Origin of the sequence: Actinoplanes oryzae (genome assembly GCF_030757795.1) — a bacterium.
Taxonomy (GTDB): Bacteria; Actinomycetota; Actinomycetes; order Mycobacteriales; family Micromonosporaceae; genus Actinoplanes.
Genome location: NZ_JAUQWH010000025.1, coordinates 1 through 20,738, shown reverse-complemented (window position 1 = coordinate 20,738; position 20,738 = coordinate 1). Strand labels below are relative to the sequence as shown.

Genomic DNA, 20,738 nt, shown 5'->3' with positions numbered 1-20,738 from the left:
AGGTCGGCGGTGGCAACCGTTGCGCTCAAGGACGTCACGAAGGTCTGGCCCGACGGCACGGTCGCTGTCGATCGGGTCGGCCTCGACGTGCAGGACGGCGAGTTCATGGTGCTCCTCGGGCCCTCTGGCTGCGGGAAGTCCACCGTCCTGCGCATGATCGCCGGCCTCGAGGACCCGACGGCCGGCGACATCCTGCTCAACGGCGCTCCGGTGCGCGACGTCGCGCCCCGGGACAGGCAGATCGCCATGGTGTTCCAGGACTTCGCCCTCTATCCGCACATGACGGTCGGCGGGAACATCGGCTTCCCGCTCAAGCTGTCCGGTGTGGAGTCCGGCCCGCGCGACGAGCGGATCAGCGACATCGCCGGCGCCCTGGGCATCTCCGATCTGCTCGGCCGCAAGCCCGCCCAGCTCTCCGGCGGCCAGCGGCAGCGGGTCGCGATGGGCCGGGCGATCGTCCGGCGGCCGGGGCTCTTCCTGATGGACGAGCCGCTGTCCAATCTCGACAGCGGCCTGCGCGCCGAGCTGCGCAACGAGATCAGCGGGCTGACCCGCGAGCTCGGCGTCACGACGATGTACGTGACGCACGACCAGGCCGAGGCGCTCACCATGGCGGACCGCGTGGCCATCATGCGCAAGGGGGTCCTGCAGGACGTCGGTACGCCCACCGAGGTGTACGGGCGCCCGGCCACCCTCTACGTCGCCGCCTTCCTCGGCTCGCCCCGGATGAACCTGCTCGAGGCGACGGTGCACGTCCACCTCGACCGTTACATCGCCCTGCACCTCGGCAACCAGGCCTTGTATCTGCCGTGGCACGATCTGCGCGCCCGGGCCATTTCCCACTATCACGGGGAGCGGATCGTGCTCGGGGTGCGCGCGGAGGCGCTGACCCCGGTGACGCCGGACAGCCCTGGTGACGTGTTGCACGGCCGGATCCGGTACCTGGAGCACCACGGGCACGAGTCGCTCGCGTACGTGGACATCGGCGCGACCGCGGTCGTCGTGGACCAGCTGGGGTCCGGTGCGGCCGAGCAGCCCGCCTCGGGGGGTGCGATGCGCCGGCTCGGGGACGCGGTGCAGCGGCTCAAGCGGCGGACGGGTCAGGTGGCTCCCTCGGCCGCGCTCGACGAGCCGTCGGTGCTCAGCGATCCGGGGCGGCACTCGCGGCGGGCGGCGGAGCTGGCTGTGCGGCTGGCACCCTATCCGGCCGTGGCGCCGGGGCATCCGCTGGCCGTGCATGTCCGGCTCGACGCGCTGCACTTCTTCGACGGGCGGGGCGACCGGATCGACGTCGGCCTGCGCTGATACGGCACCGTTGCGGCGTGGCGCATCGATGCCAATCGTGCGGATCCTGTCTGATTTGTTGTTAAAAGCGGGCCCGGAGACCTGCCACGACGGCGGCACACAGCGTAGGCTGCACGGCGGTGGAGGACAGCGTCGGACAGAACGTGCTGCGTCCGGCTCCGGGCAGGGAGTCGCCGGACGCCGATCCGTCGTGGCGGCAGACCGGTGACGGTCCGCTGCTCGACCGGGTCTTCGGCAAGGATGACATCACCGTGCTGCGGCACGAGGTTCTCGACCGGCTCGGCCGGCTCGGGCTGGGCGACCGGCGGGACGGGTTCGTGCTCGCCGTCAACGAGGTGATCACCAACGTCGTGCTGCACGGCGGGGGCGGCGGCCGGCTGGTGCTGACGCGCGCGGGCGCCGATCTCTGGTGCACGATCACCGACTCCGGGCCGGGCATCCCGGAGGAGTTCCAGCGCCCGCCCGACGTGCCGGAGGCGTTCGACGTCGGCGGCCGGGGCATCTGGCTGGCGTACCAGCTGTGCGACGAGGTCACGATGGCGACCGGTCCGATCGGGACAACTATCGGACTGAAAATCTGTTTAATGACCTCCCACACCGCGTCTGACCTGGTAAACGGGCCGTCGTCGAGCGCCTGACGCGGGCGGGAAACGCCGTGGAAACGTCGTGCCGGGCTTTCCAGGGTGTCACGCGCGGCGGGCGACTACATTGGTCCAGTGTTCGGACTACCTCCTCACGTGACCACCTGTCTTTTCGATCTTGACGGCGTGCTCACCCAGACCGCCCTGGTCCACAACGCGGCCTGGAAGCAGACCTTCGACGTCTTCCTGCGGCAGTGGTCGGCAGAACATGCCCAGCCGTTCGTGCCCTTCGACTCCGGCGCCGACTACCACAAGTATGTCGACGGCCGGCAGCGTGCCGACGGGGTCCGCACCTTCCTCGCCTCCCGGGGCATCACCCTGCCCGAAGGCACCCCGGACGACGCGCCCGACGCGGAGACCGTCAACGGGGTCGGCAACCGTAAGAACATCCTGGTTCTGCAGAAGATCCAGGAGGGGGCCGTGCAGGTCTACCCCGGTTCCGTCGACTACCTGCGGGCCGTGGCGGCCGCGGGGCTGCGCCGGGCGGTCGTCTCCGCCAGCGCCAACTGCAAGGACGTGCTCGAGGCCGCCGGCATCGCCGACCTCCTCGAGGTCCGCGTCGACGGCGTCGTCGCCCGCGCGGAGGGGCTGCCCGGCAAACCGGCACCCGACACGTTCCTCTATGGTGCGAAGCTGCTCGGCGTTCCGCCGGAGAACTGCGCCGTCTTCGAGGACGCCCTGGCGGGGGTCGAGGCGGGCAGGGCCGGCGGGTTCGGTCACGTGATCGGCGTGGACCGGGCCGGTCAGGCCGACGCGCTGCGCGAGCACGGCGCCGACGTCGTGGTGCAGGACCTCGCCGAGCTCCTGTGAAGCCCCACACCCCCCAAAGTCTTATCTTCTCTTCTCACCGCTGAGAGGCACCACCGTGATCCGTGAACGGGCCTACCCCGTCGACCCCTGGCACATCCGGGAGACCCGGCTGGACCTTGACCTGCTGGCCCAGTCAGAGTCGGTCTTCGCCCTGTCCAACGGCCACATCGGCATCCGGGGGAACCTGGACGAGGGCGAGCCGCACGGCCTGCCGGGCACCTACCTCAACTCGTTCTACGAGCTGCGCCCGCTGCCGCACGCGGAGGCCGGCTACGGCTTCCCCGAGTCCGGCCAGACCATGGTCAACGTGACCAACGCCAAGCTGATGCGCCTGCTCGTCGACGACGAGCCGTTCGACGTCCGCTACGGCGAGCTGCGCTCCCACGAGCGCACGCTGGACCTGCGCGCGGGCACGCTGGAGCGGGTCGTCGAGTGGGTCTCCCCGTCCGGCCAGGGCATCCGCGTCCGCACCGTGCGCCTGGTGTCGTTCACCCAGCGCGCCGTCGTCGCGTTCCTCTACGAGGTCGAGCCGCTCAACGACACCGCCCGCGTGATCCTGCAGTCCGAGCTGGTGGCCAACGAGCAGCTCCCCATGTCGAGCAAGGACCCGCGCGTCGCGGCCGTCCTCGACCACCCGCTGCAGGCCGAGGAGGTGCTGGAGCAGCGCACCGGCGGCCTCCTGGTGCACCGCACCAAGGCCAGCGAGCTGCGCATGGCCGCCGCCATGGAGCACCTCGTCGAGGCGCCCGGCAAGCACGCGGTCACCACCGAGGGCCACCCCGACTGGCTGCGCACCACCGTGGCCTGCAAGCTCGAGCCGGGTCAGAAGCTGCGCGTGGTCAAGCTGGCCGCTTACGGCTGGTCCAGCAACCGCTCTCTGCCCGCCGTGCGCGACCAGGTCGGCGCGGCCCTCGCCAGCGCCCGGCTGGACGGCTGGGAGGGCCTGCTCGAGGCGCAGCGGGAGTACCTGGACGAGTTCTGGGACCACTCCGACGTCAAGGTCGAGGGCGACCCCGAGGTCCAACAGGCGGTCCGCTTCGGCCTCTTCCACACCCTGCAGGCCGGTGCCCGCGCGGAGCAGCGCCCGATCGGCTCCAAGGGCCTCAGCGGCCCGGGCTACGACGGCCACACGTTCTGGGACTCCGAGACGTTCGTGCTGCCCGCCCTCACCTACACCCAGCCCTCCGCGGCCGCCGACGTGCTGCGCTGGCGGCACTCGACGCTCGACCTGGCCAAGGAGCGCGCGCAGACCCTCGGCCTGCAGGGCGCGGCCTTCCCGTGGCGCACCATCCGCGGCCAGGAGTGCTCCGGTTACTGGCCGGCCGGCACCGCGGGCTTCCACATCGGCGCCGACATCGCCGACGCCGTCCGCCGCTACGTCTCGGCCACCGGCGACCAGGACTTCGAGCGCGAGGTCGGCCTGGAGCTGCTGGTCGAGACGGCCCGGCTGTGGCGCTCGCTCGGCCACCACGACCGGCACGGCCGCTTCCACATCGACGGCGTCACCGGCCCCGACGAGTACACCGCCGTGGTCGACGACAACATCTACACCAACCTGATGGCGCAGCAGAACTTCTACGCCGCGGCGGACGCGTGCAAGCGCCACCCCGACCTCGCGCGCAAGTTCGGCGTCGACGACGAGGAGTCCGCCTCCTGGCGCGACGCGGCGGCCGCCGTGCACATCCCCTACGACCGGGAGCTCGGCGTCCACCAGCAGTGCGAGGGATTCACCCGGCTGCAGGAGTGGGACTTCGAGAACACGCCCGCCGAGGCGTACCCGCTGCTGCTGAACTACCCGTACTTCGACCTCTACCGCAAGCAGGTCGTCAAGCAGGCCGACCTGGTCATGGCCATGTACATCCGGGGCGACGCGTTCACCCCGGAGGAGAAGGCCCGCAACTTCGCCTACTACGACGCCCGCACGGTCCGCGACTCGTCGCTGTCCGCCTGCATCCAGGCGGTCCTCGCGGCGGAGACCGGCCACCTGGAGCTCGCGCACGACTACCTGGGCGAGGCCGCCCTGATGGACCTGCACGACCTCCACCAGAACGCCCGCGACGGCGTCCACGTGGCCTCCCTCGCCGGCACCTGGATCTCCCTGGTGGCGGGCCTGGGCGGCATGCGCGACTTCGGCGGCAAGCTGTCCTTCGCCCCGCGCCTGCCCAGCCGGATCAACGCCCTCGAGTTCTCCCTGCTGTGGAAGGGCAAGCGCCTGCGCGTCGAGGTGTCGGCGGACGAGGTCACCTACTCGCTGCGCAACGGCGGCGGCTCGGCCACCCTCGACCTGACCCACCACGGCAAGGAGATCACGGTCACCCAGGTGAAGCCGGTCGTCGTGCCGATCCCGCCGGCGCCCCCGACGGGCCCGGCGCCGGTCCAGCCCGCCGGCCGCGCCCCGGTCCGGCGCGCGGTGTCGCTCTGACGCTGCCGCTCCGGAGGGCGTCCTCGAAGACCGCGCGGGAGTGGGTCACGAAGGCTCGCTCCCGCCTGGTCCACGCCACCATCCCGGCGGGGGCCGGGCCGGCCACGGACGTCGCGGTGCTCCAGAAGCGCTCGTTGCGATCCAGCCGCTCCAGGACGGCGGCCGGCAGCCCGTGCCGCCGGTCGCCCGTCAGCCCGTAGGCGTCGGCCACCAGGCGCACCTGCCGCGCCTGGTGCTCCGCTCGGCCGTGGCGGCATCGTGGGGCGCCGGGCGGGTTTGTCGGGCGCAACCATTTACGCAGGTCGCCGTGCGGCCCGAGCCGTTCAGGCGCCGCCCAGGCGCCTGGCTCGGGCCGTGCGGCCCTCGGCGTGAGCGGCGGTCTGCACCACCCACCCCGCTACGACATCGAATTTATGCTCTTGATCTTCAGCGCATGGACAGATGCACGTGGTTGGTGTGATCGCTGGACGGATCCCCGTTGCCGCGTGAGTAGGCCTTCCACCCGCTGCTCGGCAGCCAGATGCGCTTGAACCAGATCACGTAGAGCACGCCCAGCCGGTCGGCGTTGGTGATGAAGTAGTCGGCCAGGTTGTTGCCGTACGTGCGGCTGCTGCCGGTGGCGACGCCGCCGAAGCCGTTCTTGTCCGCGGCGAAGTCGCACGCCTTGCCCAACGGATGCTCGCCGGTGCTCTGCTCGCGGAAGCAGGCCACGAAGCGGGTGAAGCCGTCCTTCTTCGCCTCCTGCATGGCGTGCAGGGTGCGGGGCGAGATGCAGCCGCTGGTCGTCGGGTCGTTGAGGCTGCACGACTCGCTGGGCAGGGAGCCGTCGGAGTTGCGCGGCGCCGGTGCGGCCTGCGAGCTGTTGCCGCCGGAGGACGAGCCGCTGCCGCTGGAGGACGACGACGAGTCGGAGCCGGCATCGTCGTCGTCGGCCTCGGACTCGGCGGCGACGGCCGCGTTGTGGGCCTTGAGGGCGTTCTCGGCCTGGGTCTTGCCCTTGGCCATGAGGTTGACCTGGCGCTGCTGGTTGCGCACCTCGGCGTCGATGGCGGCCTTGGCCTTGGCCTGCTCGTCGCGGGTGGTCTTCAGGTCGCGGAGCGCCTTGTCCTGCTTGACGGCGACCTTCTCCAGCGTGTCGACGCGGTCGAGGAGGCTGCTGCTCTCGGAGGCCGTGAGCAGGGCGCCCACCGGGCCGAGGCGGCCGGTCTGGTACGTCTGGCGGACCACGTCGTCGAGCGCGGACTGGCGCGGGCCCAGCTCCTTGTCGAGCTCGGCCAGGCGGGTGGTGAGCTCCTGCTGGCGCTTCTTGGACTTGGCGAGCGCGTCCTTGGCCTCCACGAACCTCTTCGACGCGGAGTTGAGCGCCTCCACCAGGTCCTTCGAGCCGCCCTCGCCGTCGTCGCCGGAGTCGCCGGGCGCGGCGAGGGGGCCCGGGGCGGCCAGGGCCGGCGCGCCGGGGGCGGCGAGAGCGAGCCCGGTCGCGGCCACGAGCATGGCCAGGGCGGCCGCTAATCGTCGTCGAACAGGGGCGTGCTTCACGTGCGATCCTTCCCGTAAGACCGCCGACCGAGTTAGCTGACGGGTTCGGGACGGAAGTGATCCCTACCGCAGTCGACCTGCGGATTCACCCCATTGTTGCGTGGGTCCCCGGCTCGCCTGGCGGCGATTGGGCGGCGGCTCCGTGATGGAACCGTGACGAAGACTACCCATCAATTTCATGTATTCACAGCTGTCGCACTGTGCGAAGTCGACTAAACACTTTCCGTACGCCACTATGACCCACGTCACCGCATCGAGTGGTTACTCAAAGTCGTTGTGCCGTAACGGATACGGCTGATTTGACGAGCGCTGAGGAAACGGCTCTGGTCGGGTAAGCTTTCGGCCGGTCTCGCCCCGGCAGGTGCCGCCCGAACGGCGCCGGCGAGCCACCGCTCAATCACGGAAAGGTGAACCGGGGACCCGCGCAGTAATGGGGTGAATCCGCTGAGTCAGCGGTAGGGATCGCTTCCGTCCCGAACCCGTCAGCTAACCCGGTCGGCGGCTACCTGGAAGGAAACTGCATGACGGCAAGACCCAGCCGCCGATGGCTGATTCTCGCCTTGGCCACGCTCGTCACCGGTGGCCTGGTCGGCACGCCGGTGTCCCCCGCGAGCGCTGCCCCCGGCACCAGCCCGGACACCGCCGAGGAGGCCGACGACACCCGCCTCAACGACGTGCTCGAGAGCACCGGCCGGCGCTTCACCGAGGCGAAGAACGCGGTCGCCAAGTCGACCAAGCGGCAGCTCAACCTCTCCCTGCAGGTCAAGACCGCGGAGGAGCGGCGGGACAAGCTGATCCCCGAGGTGAACGCCGTCGCGGCCCAGCAGTACCGCACCGGGCGCATCACCACGTTCGGGTTCATGCTCGACACCAACTCGCCCACCGGCTTCCTGGACAAGGCGGTCTCCCTCGAGGAGATCAACAATCGCAACGACCACAAGCTGCGCGAGCTGAACGCCGCCATCGACGAGGTCGCCACGGCCAAGGCCCAGCTCGACGCCGAGGTCAAGGCCCAGAAGCAGAACCTCGCGGCCATGGAGAAGCAGAAGGAGTCCGCCGAGGACGCCCTCGCCCTGGTCGGCGGCAACGTGGTCACCAAGGGCCTGGTCGACACCAAGAGCAAGATCGCCGCCGCGGCTCCCCGCGACGCCGACGGCGAGTACGGTCCCCAGGCCTGCACGGTCGACGACCCGACCACGAACGGCTGCATCACCGCCCGTACGTTGCACATGTACAAAGAGGTGAAGAAGGCCGGCTTCAACCGCTTCGTCGGCTGTCACCGCGACGGCGGCCCGTTCGAGCATCCCAAGGGCCGGGCCTGTGACTGGTCCCTGGAGAAGAGCGGCTTCCGCGTCTACCACAACCAGGACACCTTCCAGTACGGCAACGACCTCATGGCGTTCCTGGTCCGCAACGCCGATCGGCTCGGCATCCTCTACGTCATCTGGAACCGGATGATCTGGTTCCCGGCCACCGGCTGGAAGACCTACCACGGTCCCAGCACGCACGAGGACCACGTGCACGTGTCGATGCTGTAGTACCTGCTTCCGCGCCCCACGAGCCCCCGCCCTCTCGCTGTTCGAGGGCGGGGGCTTTCGCGTACCCGTCGGCACTGGCGCCGACCTCCGCGCGCGCCCGGCCCTCACGGTCGGCGACCACTCCAGGCACCCCGGGCCGCGGTCAGACCGGGTGCGTGGCGGGCGGGGTGCCGGGGATGTCCTCCGGGGCCGGCGAGTTGTTCGCCCGCAGGCCGGCGATCAGGGTGTCGACGAGGAAGGCGAAGCTGCGGTCCACGTCGCGCGGGAGGCCGAAGCCGCCGGCGCTCTCGAGGGTGGCGAAGCCGTGCAGCGCCGAGCGCAGGACGCGGGCGGCGTCGGTCAGGCGGCTGCCGTGCAGGTCGAGTCCGGCGAGAATGTCGTACATGATCCGGAGGCCCTCGTTGGCCAAGCGGCGGTCCTCCTCGTCGTCCTCGGTGGTGGGTGCCCGCACGGTCGCGGCGTAGCGGCCGGGGTGGTCCAGCGCCCAGCGGCGCCAGGCGGTCGCGAAGGCGCGGATCGCCTCCGCGCCCGACTTGCCGACCGCGGCCCGGGCCGCGGTGTCGATCAGCTCGGCCCTGGCCTGGCTTGCGATCCCGTGCTGCAGGGCCTCCAGCGACGCCACGTGCTTGTAGAGCGACGGCGTCTTCACCCCGACCCGCTCGGCCAGCAGGCCCATGGTCAGGTTGGCGAAGCCGATCTCGTCGGCGAGCGCCGCCCCGGCCGCGACGACCGAGGCCGGAGCGAGGCCGGCCCTAGGCACGGGCGTTCGCCTGCAGGAAGGACAGCATGAGGGACACCACCTCGTCGGGGTACTGCGCGTGCGGGTAGTGCCCCGCCCCCTCGATCATCGCAAGCCGCCCCAGTCCGGCCGGCAGCGCGGCCACGATCGCCTCGCCCTCCGCCTTCGGGTCGGCCCAGTCGGGGTCCAGCGAGCCCTCGACGACCAGCACCGGGCAGCGCACGTTGCCCAGCTGGGCGCCCGCGTCGGCCGGCGTCGACTTCGTCATGCCCTGCAGGGCCTTCATGCGGCCCGGGCGGCGCAGGCCGGCCTCGACGCCGGCCAGGTAGGCGGTCCAGTCGGCGGGCTTCGCGCCCGGGTAGGCGCCGTCGAGGTACCTCAGCCAGGACGACAGGCTGCCCATCATCGCGCCGGCCAGCCGGACCGTGCCCTTGCGATAGCCGGCGTGGCCCAGGTCGCCCAGCTTGAACGACTGCGCCTTGGTGAAGGGCGCCAGCTCGACCACGCCGGTGATCAGGTCGGGGGCCTGGGCGGCCGCGATGGTGGCGGCGCCGCCGGAGATCGAGTGACCGACCAGCACGGCCGGGCCGCCGAGGTGCCGGATCAGCGCGATCAGGTCGCCGGCGATGTCGGTACGGGTGTACGACGGCCAGGCCGCGCTCGACTCCCCGGCGCCGCGCAGGTCCGTGACGGCGACCCGGTAACCGGCCGCCACCAGCCGGGGCGTGACGAAGCGGTAGGCGTCGCGGCCGTTGCCCATGCCGGGGGCGAGGACGACGAGCGGGCCGGTGCCGGTCACTTCGTACGCGATCGTGCCGTGCTCGACGGTCAGGAATGCAGTCATGGCTCAGTCCCCAGGTCGTGCGGCCGTTTGGCTAGCCGCGTTAGCTAAAAGCTAGCGCGATTAGCCAACGTCCGCAAGAGGGGGGTCGCCGGAGGCCGACGGCGTGGGCGAGGAGTTGGCGGACGGGGACGGGGATGTGCGGCTCGGTGGGGGTGTGGTCGGGGCGGAGGTGGGCGCCGACGGCATCGGGGACGGGGTGGTCGGCACAGGGCTGGGCGACGGCGAAGGCGGCCGCGACGGCGAAGGCGATGGCGAGCGCGACGGGGCAAGGCTTCTCGTCGGCCGAGGGATGCTCTGGATCGAGGCGGCGGCGGCCGAGGCGGGGTTCGTGGCGACCCAGCCGGCGATGAAGTGGTTCCAGGCGTCGGCCGGCGTCATCGCGTACGTGTTCCACACCGCCGCGTTGCTCAACTGCCCCGCGAAGTAGTCGCTGCCGCCGTTGAGCAGCGGATACCAGCCCGCGAGGCTGTCGCCGCCGAGCCGCCACCAGCCGGCGTAGTTCTGCGCCGCCGTCGTGCCGGTGGTGGTGATGGACTCGGCGCCGCCGTCGATGTAGAGCTTCAGGCCGGCGCCGGAGAGCGTGCCGACGGCGTGGTGCCAGATGCCGTCGTTGTAGGCCTTCGTGGAGGTGGCGCTGTAACGGGCGAGGCCGAGCAGCGGCGACGTCACGCCGAAGTTGATCTTTCCGTCCTTGGTCATGAAGAGGTGCCGGTCGTAGAGGGCCGAACTGCCCGTCTGCTTGTCGCCGAAGCCCACGAGCTTGCCGCCGTTGGTCGTGGTGGTCGCGAACCACGTCTCCACGGAGAGGACCTGCGGCCCGGGCGAGGCGACCTGGTTGCGCGTCGAGACGTAAGCGGTCGAACCGTCGAAGTACGTGCTCGTGCCGCAGATGCCCGGCACGCCCTGCGTGTAGCTGCCCTGGTAGGTGCCGGTGTTGGTCTTGGTGCTGTAGTCGACCGCGGTCGCGGAGCCGGTCTCGTTGAGCTTCCAGTAGCCGTCCGGCGGAGTCGCGGCGAGCGCGTCCGTGCACGTCGAGTACGCCGGGATCGCCACCTGACCGGGACCGGCGTACCAGGCGCTGCGGTTGCCGAGGTTGTCCGCCGCCGAGTACTGGTACTCGTAGCAGGTCGAGGCGTTGATGTTCGGATCGGTCCACGTCGTGCCGAGGCCGGTCGCCACGGTGGTCCACGTGGTCGCCGCGGTGATCGAGCAGGCGCCGCCCGGGGAGGCGACCGTGCCCGTACGCCGCTGCACGATCCCGGAGTTGGCGGCGATCCCGGAGCCGGCGTCCGTGCCCGGGGCGAGGGTCAGGGTCTGCGAGGCCCGCACGCGGAAGCCCGTGGCGTACGTGATCGATCCGCCGGTGGGCACCACGGAGTCCTCGACCAGGGTCATGACGGCGCTCGCGGTCAGCCCGGCGTTGTTGGTCGCCGTGACCGTCTTGTTCGTCGGGGCGGCGGGATTGGCGCTGCTCCACGAGTAAGAGCCGGCCGAGCCGGACCACCCGGTGCCGAGCGGGGCCGGATAGGAGTAGGACGCGATGCCCGAGGCGGGATCGGTGGACGAGGCGGCGACCGTAAACGAGCCGGAAGCCGACGCGCCCCGGTAGTAGAGGGTCTGACCGGAGGCGTACGTGCTGGTCCCGGCCGTGTAGGTGAACGTCGGCGCGGCCGGGGCGGTGGTGTCGACCTTCACGTCACCGGACTCGTACGTGACCGTGTTGCCGAGCCGGTCGGGCACCACGTACTGGTAGCGGTGGCAGGCCTGGTCGGGGGCGGTGTCCGCGTACGGGGAGGCCGGGTCCGTGGCGAGCACGGTGGCCGTGCCATAGCTGCCGCAGGCGCCGTTGGTGAGCGTGGCGCTGATCCGCTGCAGCCGCGCTCCCGAGGTCGCCAGCCCCACGCCGGCGTCGGTGCCCTTGGTGAAGCCGGCCGAGATCGCGGTCGTGGTCGAGTACCGGCCGGCGGTGAGACCGGTCGCGTCCACGGCACCGCCGGTCGGAGGCGCGGAGTCATTGGTCAGCGTCAGCACGGTGGCGGTCGTGTTGCCCGCGACGTCGGCGCCGGTCACTGTCACGGTCGGCGCGGCGGTGGTGCCGGCGGCCCAGGAGACCGGGCTCGACACGTACGGGCCGCCTGCCGGCGTACTGACGGTGGTGGGGGTGTGGGTGAAGCCCGTGGTCGTGCCGCCCAGGGCCGTGGCGCTGGAGGCCGGGCCGGAGAGGGAGTCGGTGACGGTGTTCGTGAGGGTGAAGGAGCCGGCGGCCGTACCCCGGTAGAAGACGGTGCCGCCGGAGAGCAGGGCCCCCGACGAGACGGCGACCGAGTTGGCGGGCGGGGTGGGGTCGAACTGGATCGTGCGCGAGCCCGCCGCCGACGCGTTGCCCGCGGTGTCCGTGGCGAAGAAGCGCACGGTGGTCGCGGACGACACGGAGAACGGGCCGGTGTAGGTCTGCGCGGTCCCGGACGACGTGGGATCACTGCCGTCGGTGGTGTAGCGGATCGACGCGACGCTGGTCGTGGCATCGATCGCGGAGAGCGTCACCTGTACGGGCGGAGCAGTGTTCCAGCCGTTCTGCCCGACCGGGGACTGCAGCGACGACACGACCGGCCCAGTGGTGTCGATCGTGATCGTGGTCGTGGCGACCGAGCCGTTGCCGCCCGTCGCGGTGACCGTGTGCGTGCCGTCGGCGGCCGACGGGATGCTGAGCGAGCTGATCGGCGCCCCGCCCGTGACATCGACAACCCCGGGGAAGCCGGTCAGCGAGGTGCCGGTGTCCAGTTGGTAGGCAACGGTCTCGTTCTGGCCGAAGCCGGCGAGCGTGCCGGTGGTGGTGACAGGGAACGGGCCCCGGAAGACGGTCTGCGCGAGCGTCAGGGTCGCCGTGCTCGTGGTGACTGTCGCGGACCTGGCACTCTCCGCGCCGGTCCAGTTCGCCCCGATGACGCCCTGGACCGACCAGCGCCACGACCCGGCGGGGACGCCGGTCTCCGTACACGACAGGGTGGCGAGCGTGCCCGAGCAACCGGGCCCGGTGGTCTGCACGACGCCCGTGGTGGCGTTGTAGCGGCGGACGACGTAGCCGCCGGCCGGCACGCCGTTCGAGAGGGTGACCGCGGGCCAGCTGACCTGCACCGCGTGATCGGCCCAGCGCCCGACCGTCGGGGTCGCCGCCGCCGGCACCTCCGCCGCGGTCCCGCCGCCGGAGCTGCCGGGCGTGGCCGGAGCCGTCCAGAACGCCCAGGCCACCCCGCCGCCGACCAGCAGCGCGCCGGCGACGAACAGCAGGACGACCCAGCGCCGGCTCATAAGCCGCTGCCCGTACCCAGGTAGACGCGGAAGGTCGCGCCCTGGCAGGCGTTGGCGGCGCTGCTGGACAGCGACAAGGCCCCGGTCAGTGCCAGGGTCAAGGAACCGGAGGCGGGCACGGTCCAGCCGCTGCCGCCGTTGGTCTGGGTGGTGTACGACAAAGCGCCCACCCCGCACGCCGAGTGGGTCGCGTCGACCGCGTAGCCGCCCGTGCCCTGGGCCGGGTCACGGGCGAGCTGCGGGACGCGGACGGCGTACGTGTTGGGGTTGGTGATCGTGACGGCGAGGTCGGCCGTCCCGCCGGGATAGAGCAGCCCGGCGGGAGTGCCCGGCGTCAGCGTGAGCGGGCTCGGGGTGCTCGCGGCGGCCGTCCCCGTGCCGCCGCCGGCCGTCGACCAGTAGCCGAACGCCGCCCCGGACGCGAGAAGGGACAGCACGATGCCGGCGAACACGGCTCGCTGCATGTCGTCCCTCCTCTCGCACCGGGGATCAGGACGCGGCGAACGCCAGGTTGATCGTGGCTCCCTTGCAGCCGTCCTGGTTGTCGTTGCTGTTCAGCATCTGGATCTTGGCGCCCTGCGTGGAGTCGAAGCTGCGGCTGCCGCTCGGGATGTCCTGGTTGATGCCGTTCGGCTGGGTGAGCTGGAAGTCGGCCGACGTGCACGGGCCGGCCGGCGCCGCGCCCGCCTTGGTGACGGACGCGATGCTGACCGCCACGTTGGTGATGTACTGCGCCGTCGGTCCGGGGTTGTTGATCGTGAAGCTGATCGGCTGGGCGGTGCCGCCCGGGGTCAGACCGGTCGCGCCCACGCCGGTCACGGTCACCGCGGTGTTGGTGCCCGCGGTGCTCGTGCCGGTGCCGGATCCCGAGGTGGTCCAATACGCGAAAGCAGTGCCGGCGACGAACACACCCGCTACCGTCGGCACCATGACGAGCGCCGCACGGCGACGATTCCGGCGGCGCTGCTGAACACTGCGCTTCGTGGCCATCAATCACTCCCCAGTCGAAACCCGATCAACGGCCGTCCCGCCGCCGTTCACCTGCAGGTTCGGACGGGCGCAAGATCGACTTGAGGAAAATCAGAGACAAGTTGAAAAGTCAGGCCATTCCGTACGGGGATCAACCACTGATACTGGGGTGATGGCGGACTGGATCTCGCGGCTCCCTGTGCCCGTCACCGCGTACGGGCCGCTGCACCTGCTGGCCCGCCGGGTGCACCACCTGGTCGACACGGGCCAGGCGCACGAGGCGCTCGCGGCGGTGGAGGCGTACCTCGTGATCGCCCGCTCCCTGCACGACGACAAGACGGCCCGCTTCCTGCTGCAGGGCCGGATGTACGCCCTGCTCGCGCTCGGCCGGGTGCGCGACGCCTTCCCCCTGGCCACGGCCCTGCTGGAGGCCACCGGCTCGGCGCCCGAACGGGCCAAGGCACTGTGCGACCTCGCCCACATCCACATGCTGCGCGGCCACTACGTCGACTGCCTGCGCAACCTGGCCCGCGCGAGTGTCCTGCTCAACGAGACCCCGCCCGGCGGCGACCGGCACCGCTCCGCCCTGTGCTCCTTCGCCGAGGCGGCCACCGCGGCCGAGCTCTACGAGACGGCGGCCGCCGCGTACGAGCATCTGCGCCACCGCACCTCGTCCTTCGACCTGGTCCACGCGGTGACGCTGCTCTACTGGGGGCTCCGCCTGGCTCACGTGGGCCGAGCCGACGAGGCCCGCGCCCGGCTGCGGCGCAGCGCCGAGCTGACCCGGGCCTGGCTGGAGACCAACCCCGACCCCACCGTGACCGCCGTGCACGCCCTCGCCCTCGCCAAACTGGGCGAAACCACCATCGCGGAGAAACTCGCCCGCCCGGTCGTCATGGAGCTGCGCGAGGGCGGCACCCACCAGTACGCCCGCATGGCCCACCTGGCCCTGGGCATCAGCCTGCGCGCCCACGGCTACCCCCGCGAAGCCCGCCGCGAGCTCATCGCCGCCCGCGACCTCACCGAGGCCGGCGCCCGCCCCGACGAGCGCCCGATCATCCGCTTCGAGCTCGCCCTGACCGCCCTCGACCTGGACGCCGGCCCCGCCAGCAAGGACCTCTTCGAGACGATCGAGGGCCAGGTCCGCGACCTGTGGCGGCTCCGCCTGCAACGACTCGCCATGCTCCGCCAGGCCCGCCAGCGCGAGGAGCTCGAAGCCGCCCGCAACCGCGCCGAGCAGGAAATCCTCCGCGACCACCTGACCGGCCTCGGCAACCGCCGCCGCTTCGACGACCTCCTCGACGCCATCGACCCCGCCGGCAGCGCCCCGCTCACCCTCCTCCTCATCGACCTCGACCACTTCAAAGCGGTCAACGACGCCCACTCCCACAGCGCGGGCGACCGGGCCCTGCGCGCGGTGGCCACCATCCTGCGAACCCACTGCCGCCCGGGGGACGAGGCGGTCCGCTACGCGGGCGACGAATTCGTGGTCTTCCTGCGCGCCGAGGGCGCCGCGGGCGCCGAGGTGGGCGAGCGCATCCGGGCGGCGGTCGCCCGAGCCGACATCCTGGCCGACGTCCACATGACGGTGAGCGTCGGCATCGCCACCTGGCGCCCGGGCATGACCGGCGAAGACCTGTTCCAGGCCGCCGACAACCGCCTCTACGCCGCCAAATGGAGCGGCCGCAACACCCTCGCGGCCTAGGGTCTGTGGATGTCGGTGGACTCCGGCTCGGCGGCGGCGTGATCCGCCAGACGCGCCTTAGTTTTTGCGCCGCCTGAGCACATCGGTCTTCCGGCGCTCATAGTTGATGACCTGGCGCCGCATGCTCGCCCCCTTCCGGTGCATCACAGCCTGTCATAACTGTCAGCTGCTCATGACGCCACCGCAAGGCGATCCGATGCTGTCGCATGCCGCAATCATAGATTGCTTCTAGTCGTAAGACAACTGGCGTTGTATAAGTGTACGAGTGACTACTCGACGACCGCCCATGGTGCGGACCGGGCCGTCCCGCGACGATGCTCATGAGATCAAGTTCTTTCGGCGCCATGTCGAGGACGATCCGCTGGAGATGGCGCCCGGGCGGGAGTTTCTCCGGGTGTGCGATCCGGCCGTGCGCATGAAGCTGCGCGCCACGCTTGCCGCCGTGGCCAACGCGCCGCCGCATCGGTTTGCCGGGGGTGGGTTCTGGGAGGCGATGCACGGGGAGATGACCGGGTGGTACGAGGCTCGGCGCGCCGGGCGGCATCGGATGCAGTATCGGCTCTTCTGTCTCATCGACACGGCGGCGATCGGGGCGGAGCGGCCGTGGCTCGTGGTGGTGGCCGGGCTGCGCAAGCCGGCCGGGACCGGGTTCGCGCCCGGTGACTACCGGTGGGTCAGGGCTCTCGGGGAGGAGTATCTGGCGCGGAATCCGCGGTCGGTGGTGTGAGGTGCGCGCGGTCCTCGGCGGGGAGCGGGGCGAGGACGAGCTGCAGGCCGAGGGCGGCGGCGAGCTCCGCCACGGTGCTCAGGGTCGGGTTGACGTTGCCGGCGGTGAGGAGGCGGCGCAGCGCGTCGGGGTTGGTGTCGACGGCGCGGGCGAGGGCGGCCTTCGAGAGGCCGGCGGCTCGGCGGGCCTCCTCGAGCTGGGCGATGATCCGGCTCACCGTGGCCTGGCGCACCGACTCCACGGCGTAGGTGCGGCGCAGGTGGGGATCCGCCAGATCCTCGGCCAGGTCGTCCCAGAAGGCACCCACGCCGGAACCGTAGCACGGATGTCACAACTCACGCTGAGTGATCGCTCATCGGGGCGGTGAGATAAGCCACGTCACGGAGCGTGCTGAGCGCTGGGCACTAGTCGGACAAGTCCGTTATCGGCTGTTCGGTGGAGGCGGGCCGAAGTGAAGAACTTTTACGGTTGCACCCGAATCACACCCCCTCAGCACCTGAAGTAGCCGGAGTGAGAATGCGCTTGTCCTTCCCCGCCGTGGTCGCGGCCCTCGTGAGCCTGCCCGCCGCGCTGGTCGCCCTCGCCGCCCCCGCGAGCGCCGCGACCGCCGCCGCTGCCCCGGCGTACTCGCTGGCCTCGGCCGTGAGCCCCGCGCCGCTGGCCGCCGCCGACTGCGCGAGCGACGCGACCTGCTTCGCCGCCCCGGCGCCGAAGGGCGGGACCGCCGACGACTACGCCGTGCTCGCCGCGCTGATCACGAAGGCCGCCGCGGTCGCGCCGGCCACGGTCGCGCTGCAGGAGGGGACCTACCAGCTGTCCAAGGGGCTGCGCCTGCCTCCGAACGTCAGCCTGCGCGGCGCCGGCATCGCGAAGACCGTCCTGCTCGCGGACCCGACGTCGAACTGGAAGAACTGGAGCTACAGCTTCATCGTCCGGCCCACGGACGACAAGGTCGCCGGCAGCAGCAACCTGGTGTCGGACCTGACGGTCAACGGCAACTGCCGCACCGGCGCCGGCGACTTCGACGACGCGACCATGCCGGGCCGCCCGGGCGAGCTGTGCGACTTCCGGACCACGCTCGGGGCCAGCACGAACACCGCCGGCGGCATCTCGGCCGGGGACCGCTGGACCGTACGCCAGGTGCGCTTCACCAACCTCGAGTACTTCAAGCTGTGGATCAACTACGCGACCGGCGTGCGGATCGTCGACAACCGCTGGGACAACCGGGGCGGCGCCGAGTCGGGCGACGAGGACAACATCGGTGGCGGCGGCCGCAACGACGGCACGGTGATCGAGAACAACCAGTTCGACGCGACGATCAACGGCAACAGCTTCGACTTCACCAACGCCATCCGTACGGTCGTCCGCGGCAACATCGTCCGCACGACGCCCGCTGTCGCCAAGGCGCGCGGGGTCGACGAGTACGGCAACATGTACTTCGAGGGCGTCGTCGGCGGCACGGTCAGCGGGAACACGCTCGAGGGCTCGCACATCGTCCTCAAGAGCAACGCCGGCTACGCGCACACCGGCAACAACAAGGACGTCACGAACCCGCGCGACATGGTCGTCACGGGCAACACGATCCTCGACTCGCACACGGTCGGCGTCGCGGTGGCGTACGACGACTACACCGACGCGGACGGCACCACGGGCACGCTCGGTGGCTGGGACGACTTCAGCAGCGTGGACACCGACCACGTCGTGCGGGCCGGCGGCAACAACGTCGTGCGGGACAACGTGATCGAGCGCTCGGGTGAGACCGGCATCATCGTCTACGGCATGACCGGCACCAAGAACGCCGCGGACACGATCACCGGCAACCGGATCGTCGACGCGGGCTTCGGTGGCTCGACGGCGTACAGCACGGGCGCGGGCTACTTCGACACGTCCGGCATCGGCCTCTCGGTCGGCGCCAAGGATGTCATCTCCGGCAACACGATCATCGACGACCAGGCCCACCCCACCACCTGGTACGGCGTCCAGCTCGGCGTCCGCAAGGGCAGCGCCAAGCCGACCTACACGACGGTGACCGGCAACACGACGAGCGGCGTCATCGGCTCGGCCGTGCGTACCGCCGCGAACGCCCCGGAGACGCCGGGCAACCTGACCGCCGCCGGGGACACGATCACCTGGGACGAGACGTACGCCTCGGGGAACGCCGTCGCGGGCTACAAGATCTACAACAACGGCCTGCCCGTCGCGACCCTGCCGGTGGGCAGCACCGAGATCCCGGGCAACCTGCTCGACGCCGACGCGTCCGGCCTCGAGAACACCGCGGCGGGCCTGGCCGGCTGGACCGCGGGCGGCTCGGGCACGAAGGTCGCCCGCAGCACCGCGGCCGGCGCCAACAGCGGCGCGTCGCTGCAGCTGACCGCCGCGACCGCGGGACAGATCAGCACGTACAGCAGGAAGGTCACGCCGGTCGCCGGCCAGACCTACACCTCGGTCGCCAGCTTCCAGGCCGGCAGCACCGCCCGCCGGGTCCGCGCCGGCCTCGCCTTCACCGATTCGAGCGGCAAGGTCACCCGCCTGGCCAGCTCGAACGCCTCGACGGTCGACGCCACCACCGGCTGGATGACCAGCGCCTTCTCGGCGGCCGCCCCGGCCGGTGCGGTCTCGGTCCAGGCGTTCGTCATGGTCGAGAACACCGTCGTCGGCGAGTCGCACCTGCTCGACCGGCTCGGCCTCGTGGCCGGCACGGCCACCGAGCAGTTCACCGTCCCGGCCGGTCTGACCGGCACCTACCAGGTCGTCGCCTACCGCACCGACACCGCCGAGAATTCCGCCGCCGCCACCGTGACAGCCCCCTGATCCCGGCGACCACTCAAGTCTGCAAGCCCCACCTCAAGCGCACATCAGGCCCGGCTCCGGAGCACCGCAAGGTCTCCGGGGCCGGTTCCGCTCACTGCGGATAGACAACCCCGGACTTCCCGCTGTACGGATGCCGCGTCCCGTCCGGCTCGTAACCGGTGTTGGGGGCGTCGAGCCACACCACGTACGGCACCCCCGACTGCAGCCCGCTGATCGTGGCGGTGACCGTGCAGCCCGTGGCGGCCGGCACGTTCTGCCACTGGTAGGCGGGCTGGTTGCCCGAGACCAGCGGCTGCTTGACGGCGGTGATGCGGTAGTCGGAGTTGAACTGCCGCGGCCAGGTCACCTTGAGGCTGCCCTTGCCCGGGGTTACCTCCATCGGGATCAGCACCGGGTTGACCGTCCAGCTCTTGGCGCACGCGGGGTCCACCGGCAGGAACGAGACCGGGGGCAGCACCGGGGAGCGGGAGGCCCCGGTGAAGGTGACCTTGGGGCTGGGTGTCGGGCTGCCCTGGTCGTACACGATCCAAGGGGTGCCGGGGGTGGGTGTCGCGCTCGCCGCCGAGCCGGGCGTGCCCGCTCCGGAGCCGAGCCCGAGTGCGCTGCATCCGCCGGCCAGCAGCGGGACGGCGAGCAGCAGCAGCGCGAGGAACCGCATGCCTTGCGATTCGGCAGCGACCGGGCCGGCGCTTAGCGACCCACCCGGAAGAGCTGGTGACCGGCCATCTCCAGGCCGTCCGCGGCCCTGGTGACAGGGGTACGCAGCCCCGTTTCGTCACGCAGCACCAGGCCGCCGTCCGCGGGGTGGTAGGTGCCCCTCGCGGTACGGCGGCGCCCGGCGATCCTGCCCTCGTACGAGCCGTCCCCGGCCAGGCACAGGCGCACCGAGCCGTTCGCGTTCTGCCAGAAGCCGACGAATCCGGCCGGCGGGGTGGCAGGGTGGTTCAGCGTCACCTCGAGCGTGTCGGTGCCGCTCAGGGCGAGGGTGAGCAGGGAGGCTGTGCCGAAGATCGTGGTGCTGGACATGACGCTCCGAGCGGTCGGGGGGATCAGGGGACCCCTCCTTTCGGCGCTCGGCCCGGCGCCATGAGCCTCACCCGCGGTGCGAACGAGGTGCGGAAAAGCCCCGCAGCCACCCCCTTGCTCCCGAGGGCGCGCTCCGGAATGCTCATCCGGCTCGTGGGAGTACCGATCGTGCGGGCAACGCCACCCGGAGGAAAGGACTGCCATGGACCGCGAGCCCCGCGCTGCCGGGTGGGACCGCCGGCTGCTCGTGATCTCCGGATCGCTGGCCGCCGCGGCCGTCGCCTGGCTGGCGCTCGCCTTCCTCACCGGTCCCGTCGGCCCGGAGCTGACCGGCTGGCTGGTCCCGCCGGTGG

General features: G+C 71.3%; 17 protein-coding genes and 2 riboswitches. Of the genes, 8 read left to right on the top strand and 9 right to left on the bottom strand.

The genetic code is table 11. The features are described 5' to 3' along the window. Positions 1–9: 9 nt before the first annotated feature. From RBH18_RS11470 to RBH18_RS11455, 4 genes are all read left to right on the top strand, one after another. Complete coding sequence (locus RBH18_RS11470; RefSeq protein WP_306206721.1) at positions 10–1,305, top strand: ABC transporter ATP-binding protein; 1,296 nt, start codon at positions 10–12, stop codon at positions 1,303–1,305. A 119-nt stretch (positions 1,306–1,424) separates the two neighbouring features. Next, complete coding sequence (locus RBH18_RS11465) at positions 1,425–1,943, top strand: ATP-binding protein (RefSeq protein ID WP_306206719.1); 519 nt, start codon at positions 1,425–1,427, stop codon at positions 1,941–1,943. A gap of 78 nt (positions 1,944–2,021) precedes the next feature. Further along, positions 2,022–2,756, top strand: a complete 735-nt coding sequence (locus tag RBH18_RS11460; protein ID WP_306206717.1) for an HAD family hydrolase — start codon at positions 2,022–2,024, stop codon at positions 2,754–2,756. Between the two features lie 55 nt (positions 2,757–2,811). Next, positions 2,812–5,178 carry a glycoside hydrolase family 65 protein gene (locus RBH18_RS11455; protein ID WP_306206714.1) on the top strand — a complete coding sequence of 789 codons (2,367 nt, stop codon included), beginning with the start codon at positions 2,812–2,814 and terminating at the stop codon, positions 5,176–5,178. 426 nt (positions 5,179–5,604) lie between these two features. Here RBH18_RS11455 and RBH18_RS11450 read toward each other — a convergent pair whose 3' ends face one another. Beyond that, positions 5,605–6,717, bottom strand: coding sequence for a coiled-coil domain-containing protein (locus RBH18_RS11450; RefSeq protein WP_306206712.1), 1,113 nt, complete (start codon positions 6,715–6,717; stop codon positions 5,605–5,607). Between the two features lie 6 nt (positions 6,718–6,723). Then, positions 6,724–6,861: riboswitch (cyclic di-AMP (ydaO/yuaA leader) on the bottom strand. A 236-nt stretch (positions 6,862–7,097) separates the two neighbouring features. After that, a riboswitch (cyclic di-AMP (ydaO/yuaA leader) is annotated at positions 7,098–7,234 on the top strand. Positions 7,235–7,238: 4 nt separating this feature from the next. Between RBH18_RS11450 and RBH18_RS11445 the strand changes: the two genes are divergently transcribed. Further along, positions 7,239–8,255 carry a coiled-coil domain-containing protein gene (locus RBH18_RS11445; RefSeq protein ID WP_306206710.1) on the top strand — a complete coding sequence of 339 codons (1,017 nt, stop codon included), beginning with the start codon at positions 7,239–7,241 and terminating at the stop codon, positions 8,253–8,255. A 142-nt stretch (positions 8,256–8,397) separates the two neighbouring features. Here the strand turns inward: RBH18_RS11445 and RBH18_RS11440 are convergent, their stop codons facing one another. Genes RBH18_RS11440 through RBH18_RS11420 form a run of 5 tightly spaced genes read right to left on the bottom strand, consistent with a single transcriptional unit; the run spans position 8,398 to position 14,137 of the window. Next, positions 8,398–9,015 (bottom strand): TetR/AcrR family transcriptional regulator, encoded by a 618-nt coding sequence (locus RBH18_RS11440; protein WP_306206709.1) that lies wholly within the window; start codon positions 9,013–9,015, stop codon positions 8,398–8,400. Beyond that, positions 9,008–9,838, bottom strand: a complete 831-nt coding sequence (locus RBH18_RS11435; protein ID WP_306206707.1) for an alpha/beta fold hydrolase — start codon at positions 9,836–9,838, stop codon at positions 9,008–9,010. The genes RBH18_RS11440 and RBH18_RS11435 overlap by 8 nt, the downstream gene beginning before the upstream one ends. A gap of 60 nt (positions 9,839–9,898) precedes the next feature. After that, positions 9,899–13,147 carry a LamG-like jellyroll fold domain-containing protein gene (locus RBH18_RS11430; protein WP_306206706.1) on the bottom strand — a complete coding sequence of 1,083 codons (3,249 nt, stop codon included), beginning with the start codon at positions 13,145–13,147 and terminating at the stop codon, positions 9,899–9,901. Beyond that, the gene (locus tag RBH18_RS11425) at positions 13,144–13,611 is read right to left on the bottom strand and encodes a hypothetical protein (protein WP_306206703.1); all 468 of its coding nucleotides are present in this window, start codon (positions 13,609–13,611) and stop codon (positions 13,144–13,146) included. Before RBH18_RS11425 ends, RBH18_RS11430 begins: the two co-directional genes overlap by 4 nt. A 25-nt stretch (positions 13,612–13,636) precedes the next feature. Continuing rightward, a complete protein-coding gene (locus tag RBH18_RS11420; RefSeq protein ID WP_306206701.1) occupies positions 13,637–14,137 on the bottom strand; it encodes a hypothetical protein in 501 nt (166 codons plus the stop codon). Positions 14,138–14,288: 151 nt separating this feature from the next. Between RBH18_RS11420 and RBH18_RS11415 the strand changes: the two genes are divergently transcribed. Together RBH18_RS11415 and RBH18_RS11410 are read left to right on the top strand one after the other, a co-directional pair. Further along, complete coding sequence (locus tag RBH18_RS11415) at positions 14,289–15,821, top strand: GGDEF domain-containing protein (protein ID WP_306206699.1); 1,533 nt, start codon at positions 14,289–14,291, stop codon at positions 15,819–15,821. 265 nt (positions 15,822–16,086) lie between these two features. Then, the gene (locus RBH18_RS11410) at positions 16,087–16,548 is read left to right on the top strand and encodes a hypothetical protein (RefSeq protein ID WP_306206697.1); all 462 of its coding nucleotides are present in this window, start codon (positions 16,087–16,089) and stop codon (positions 16,546–16,548) included. Here RBH18_RS11410 and RBH18_RS11405 read toward each other — a convergent pair. After that, the gene (locus RBH18_RS11405; RefSeq protein ID WP_306206695.1) at positions 16,496–16,855 is read right to left on the bottom strand and encodes a helix-turn-helix domain-containing protein; all 360 of its coding nucleotides are present in this window, start codon (positions 16,853–16,855) and stop codon (positions 16,496–16,498) included. The two genes, RBH18_RS11410 and RBH18_RS11405, sit on opposite strands and share 53 nt — an antisense overlap. 203 nt (positions 16,856–17,058) lie before the next feature. On the opposite strand from RBH18_RS11405, the gene RBH18_RS11400 reads away from it, so the two are divergent. Next, a complete protein-coding gene (locus RBH18_RS11400; RefSeq protein ID WP_372338901.1) occupies positions 17,059–19,359 on the top strand; it encodes a hypothetical protein in 2,301 nt (766 codons plus the stop codon). A 91-nt stretch (positions 19,360–19,450) separates the two neighbouring features. Here RBH18_RS11400 and RBH18_RS11395 read toward each other — a convergent pair whose 3' ends face one another. Both RBH18_RS11395 and RBH18_RS11390 read right to left on the bottom strand, forming a co-directional pair. Beyond that, entirely contained in the window at positions 19,451–20,017 is a 567-nt protein-coding gene (locus RBH18_RS11395) for a hypothetical protein (protein WP_306206693.1), read from the bottom strand. Between the two features lie 32 nt (positions 20,018–20,049). Then, the gene (locus tag RBH18_RS11390) at positions 20,050–20,385 is read right to left on the bottom strand and encodes a hypothetical protein (RefSeq protein WP_306206691.1); all 336 of its coding nucleotides are present in this window, start codon (positions 20,383–20,385) and stop codon (positions 20,050–20,052) included. Positions 20,386–20,738: the final 353 nt, after the last annotated feature.